General features: G+C 20.6%; 8 protein-coding genes. 1 reads left to right on the top strand and 7 read right to left on the bottom strand.

The window, feature by feature from the left end; translation table 4 throughout:
* On the top strand, positions 1-185 hold a 185-nt coding region (locus tag ACXX84_RS04090), incomplete at its 5' end, for a hypothetical protein (RefSeq protein ID WP_458560688.1).
* 476 nt (positions 186-661) lie between these two features.
* Here the strand turns inward: ACXX84_RS04090 and ACXX84_RS04085 are convergent.
* Genes ACXX84_RS04085 through ACXX84_RS04055 form a run of 7 tightly spaced genes read right to left on the bottom strand, consistent with a single transcriptional unit; the run spans position 662 to position 3,967 of the window.
* On the bottom strand, positions 662-796 hold the full coding sequence (locus ACXX84_RS04085; protein WP_458561188.1) for a hypothetical protein: 135 nt from the start codon (positions 794-796) through the stop codon (positions 662-664).
* Between the two features lie 57 nt (positions 797-853).
* Complete coding sequence (locus ACXX84_RS04080; RefSeq protein ID WP_458561187.1) at positions 854-1,075, bottom strand: hypothetical protein; 222 nt, start codon at positions 1,073-1,075, stop codon at positions 854-856.
* Positions 1,068-1,733: a hypothetical protein gene (locus ACXX84_RS04075; RefSeq protein ID WP_458559461.1), complete on the bottom strand. Its 666-nt coding sequence runs from the start codon at positions 1,731-1,733 to the stop codon at positions 1,068-1,070. The genes ACXX84_RS04080 and ACXX84_RS04075 overlap by 8 nt, the downstream gene beginning before the upstream one ends.
* Before the next feature lie 46 nt (positions 1,734-1,779).
* Positions 1,780-2,166 (bottom strand): hypothetical protein, encoded by a 387-nt coding sequence (locus ACXX84_RS04070; protein WP_458572961.1) that lies wholly within the window; start codon positions 2,164-2,166, stop codon positions 1,780-1,782.
* Positions 2,167-2,185: 19 nt separating this feature from the next.
* The gene (locus ACXX84_RS04065; protein ID WP_458572960.1) at positions 2,186-2,851 is read right to left on the bottom strand and encodes a hypothetical protein; all 666 of its coding nucleotides are present in this window, start codon (positions 2,849-2,851) and stop codon (positions 2,186-2,188) included.
* A gap of 47 nt (positions 2,852-2,898) precedes the next feature.
* On the bottom strand, positions 2,899-3,282 hold the full coding sequence (locus tag ACXX84_RS04060; RefSeq protein ID WP_458572959.1) for a hypothetical protein: 384 nt from the start codon (positions 3,280-3,282) through the stop codon (positions 2,899-2,901).
* Positions 3,283-3,301: 19 nt separating this feature from the next.
* Complete coding sequence (locus ACXX84_RS04055; protein WP_458572958.1) at positions 3,302-3,967, bottom strand: hypothetical protein; 666 nt, start codon at positions 3,965-3,967, stop codon at positions 3,302-3,304.
* Positions 3,968-4,085: the final 118 nt, after the last annotated feature.

The following is a 4,085-nucleotide window of genomic DNA, read 5'->3' as shown; positions in this document are numbered from 1 at the left end:
TGAAATTGATTTGTGTGTTTATTATGGTTATTGCATCTAGTTTTGAAAGATCTAAATTTCATAATGATTTTGTGTGAAAATCATACAAGATTAATTATAACACTTTTTACAAAAATTCCAAATATTTTATATGATTATTTTTTGATAATTGAATTAGAATCACTAAAAATGTTGATTACAATTAAGTTGCTTTATTATTCTACAATATTTTCAAAATTTTTCAAGTAAATTTTTATTTTTTTCTTAATTTAAATATTTAAATAACATTATTAAAAAATATATTAGAAATTTTAATAACTAAAATCACCAAGAACTATTCTATGTATTAATTAAAAGATTTTGTAAATTCGTTAGTTGATGTAGAAATGTCTTCAATTAAGTATTTTTTTATTAAATATTATTTTGCTTCAAAGAAACATTTTTCTATTCAATTAAAAAAACCTTTCCATTGAGAAAGGTTACATTGAAGGTTTGAGTACTTAATATTACGCTTAATCTGACGATAAACTCTCCATATGATTATCCGTAAATTTTTAAATTTACTAGTAATTTAACGATTACTAATATTAGTATAACACTATTCTGCTTTTTTTGGAAAAATTTTTATTTTTATATTTTCTTACTAAATTTAACCTTAAATGAAAAAATACAATAATAAGAATTAGGTTATTCATTTATTTAATAATTTTAATTCTTGTTCATTGAGTAAAATTCTAGTAGGTTCATATTTTTTTAATTTGTTTTTTAGATCATTAAGTAAATCATCTGATATATTTGATCTAATTTCAGTTTTCATTCTATCATCATATTTAACTGTAGAAGTAATAAAAATTTTATCTAAATCTATAAGTGTTTAAACAACAAAAGGATTTCTATTTTTTTCCACTCGCTCTTCATGATAATTTTTTATTATTTTCAAGTTAATAATTTCTGCTTTTGATGTTTGACATTTCACAAATTCGTAATTCATTCCTTCTTTTTTAATGCAAATATACATATGAGTTTTTCTTGCTAAATATGAAATTTTACTAGGAAAAGGAATTCTTAATTTAATAACATCCTTAACTTTAATCAACTAGCAACCCTCCATCTTCTTTATCTATTTCTATATATACTGGATTATATAATTCATCACTGTCCGCCAGTTCTTTAAGAATTTCTTTTTGTTTTTCTGTAAGGTTTTGAAAGTCTTGCTTTGAAAAAACAAAATATTTTTCTTTAATGTTAATTACTTCTGAGTTTTTAACTATTTCTAATGGATACATACGATCTATTTTTTTCATTCACTTTTCGTCTTCTTGATTAAAATCGCTTTCTTTTAAAATTATATTTTTTTCTTTATTCAATATTCTATTTTCTTGAACTTTTCATAAATTGAGCTTATGAGTAATATCTGATAAAGTTTTTTCTGTTGATGTTTTCACGATAAAAGAACATTTTAATGCTCTTTCATTATTTATTTTATTTTTATTATTTAAATATTCTTTTTCTGCTTCTTTGTTAAAAAGAAGTCTGCTTTTTTTATAATCTCCATAGACATTACTAAATACAGGACCTTTTTGATATCCCTTTAAGGAAGAAAAATCTGCTTTTTCTTGTGCTAATTTACTGAAAATTTCATAAAATAATAAAAATTTTTGTAATTTAAGTGAATTTTTATAAGAATTAATATCATTTTCTTTTAGTCATCCACATAACATTAATTTTCTTTTATTGCTAAAAATTTTGTCCATTTTTTTCCTTTACATAACTTAATTAGATTACATATATGTTTAAAAATTAATTTATTCATTTGTTTAATAATTTTAATTCTTGTTCATTAAGATTAATTATGTTTACTTGAGAATCTTTTAATTGATTTTTTAATTCAATAAATAAATCATTTGATATATTTGATCTAATTTCGGTTTTCATTCTATCATCATATTTAACTGTAGAAGTAATAAAAATTTTATCTAAATCTATAAGTGTTTCTTTTGAAAATGGATTTCTATTTATATTAGAATCTTCAATAGTATAATTTTGTATTAATTTTTTCTTAATAATTATTCATTTGAAAGTTTGACATTTTAAAAATTGATATTTTTCTTCTTGTTTATCTAAACAAATATACATATGTGATACCTTTGGTAAAAAACTATGTTTTGTCGGAAAAGGTATTTTCATTTTTATCACATCCTTAATATTAATCAAATATAAGACCTCCATCTTCTTCATCTATTTCTACATATACTGGATTATATAATTCATCACTATCTGCTACTTCTTCAAGAATTTCTTTTTGTTTTTCTGTGAGATTATGAAAATCTTGCTTTGAAAAAACAAAGTATTTTTCTTTAATATTAATTACTTCTGAATTTTTAATTTCTTCTATCGGAAAAATTCCACTAATTGTTTTAATTAATTTTTGATCTTCATAGTTAAAATCTTTTTCTTCTAAAATAATATTTTTCTCTTTTTTATTTATTAATTCTTCTTTTGCTTTTCATAAATTTAATTCATGTGTAAGTTCTGATAACTCTTGTTCTGTTGCTGTTTTAACTATGAAAGAACATTTTAATGCTCTATCATTGTCTACTTTATCTTTATTATTGTTATATGTTTCTTCTATAATTTTGTTGAAAATAAGTATATTTTTTTTATAATCGTTATAAACATTACTAAAAACAGGTCCTTTAGGGTAACCTTTTAAGTAAGTAAAATCTGCTTTTTCTTGTGCTATTTTAGAAAGTAGTTCATAAAATAGTAAGAATTTTTGCAATTTAAGTGGATTATTATAAGAATTAATATCATTTTCTTTTAACCAACCACTTAAAATTAATTTTCTTTTATTACTAAAAATTTTATCCATTTTTCTCCTTTATAATTAATTAACATATATTTATTAAGATAATAAAATTAAGTTATTAATTTATTTAACAACTTTAATTCTTGTTCATTAAGATTGATTATGTTTATTTGAGAATCTTTTAATTTATTTTTTAGATCATTAAATAAATCATCTGATATATTTGATCTAATTTCCGTTTTCATTCTATCATCATATTTAACTTTAGAAGTAATAAAAACTTTATCTAAATCTATAAGGGTTGCTTTTGTAAAAGGATTTCTTTTTATATTTGGAACTTCTTTATGATAATTTGTTATCACATCAGTAAACATATCTAGTTTATAACTTTGACACTTTAAAAAATGATATTTTTCTTCTTGTTTATCTAAACAAATATACATATGTGCTACCTTTGCTAAAAAACTATGTTTTGTCGGAAAAGGTATTTTCATTTTTATTACATCCTTAATATTAATCAAATATAAGACCTCCATCTTCTTCATCTATTTCTACATATACTGGATTATATAATTCATCACTATCTGCTACTTCTTCAAGAATTTCTTTTTGTTTTTCTGTGAGATTATGAAAATCTTGCTTTGAAAAAACAAAGTATTTTTCTTTAATATTAATTACTTCTGAATTTTTAATTTGTTCTAATAAATACATTGAATCTATTGTTTTAATTAATTCTTGATCTTTGTAGTTAAAATCTTTTTCATCTAAAGGAACATTTTTATTGTTTTTATTTATTAATTCTTCTTTTGCTTTTCAGAGGTTTAACTTATGAGTAACTTTTGATAAAGTGGATTCAGTTGCTGTTTTAACTATGAAAGAACATTTTAATGCTCTATCATTATCTACTTTATCTTTATTATTGTTATATGTTTCTTCTGCTATTTTGTTAAAAATAAGTATATTTTTTTTATAATCATTATATACATTACTAAAAACAGGTCCTTTAGGGTAACCTTTTAAGTAAGTAAAATCTGCTTTTTCTTGTGCTATTTTAGAAAGTAATTCATAAAATAATAAGAATTTTTGAAGTTTTAATGGATTATTATAAGAATTAATGTCATTTTCTTTTAATCAACCACATAGCATTAATTTTCTTTTGTTACTAAAAATTTTGTTCATTTTTTTCCTTTCACCTAATTTGATTATAGCACAATTTTAAAACTCAATTACAATAAATTTTCTAACCTAAATTTTTACTAAATTTCTATACTTAGTTAATTTTATTGTTTAATTCATC

This window comes from Mycoplasma sp. AC157 (genome assembly GCF_054343415.1).
The sequence above is the reverse complement of the archived record's forward strand: the minus strand, read 5'-3'. Positions and strand labels throughout refer to the sequence as shown.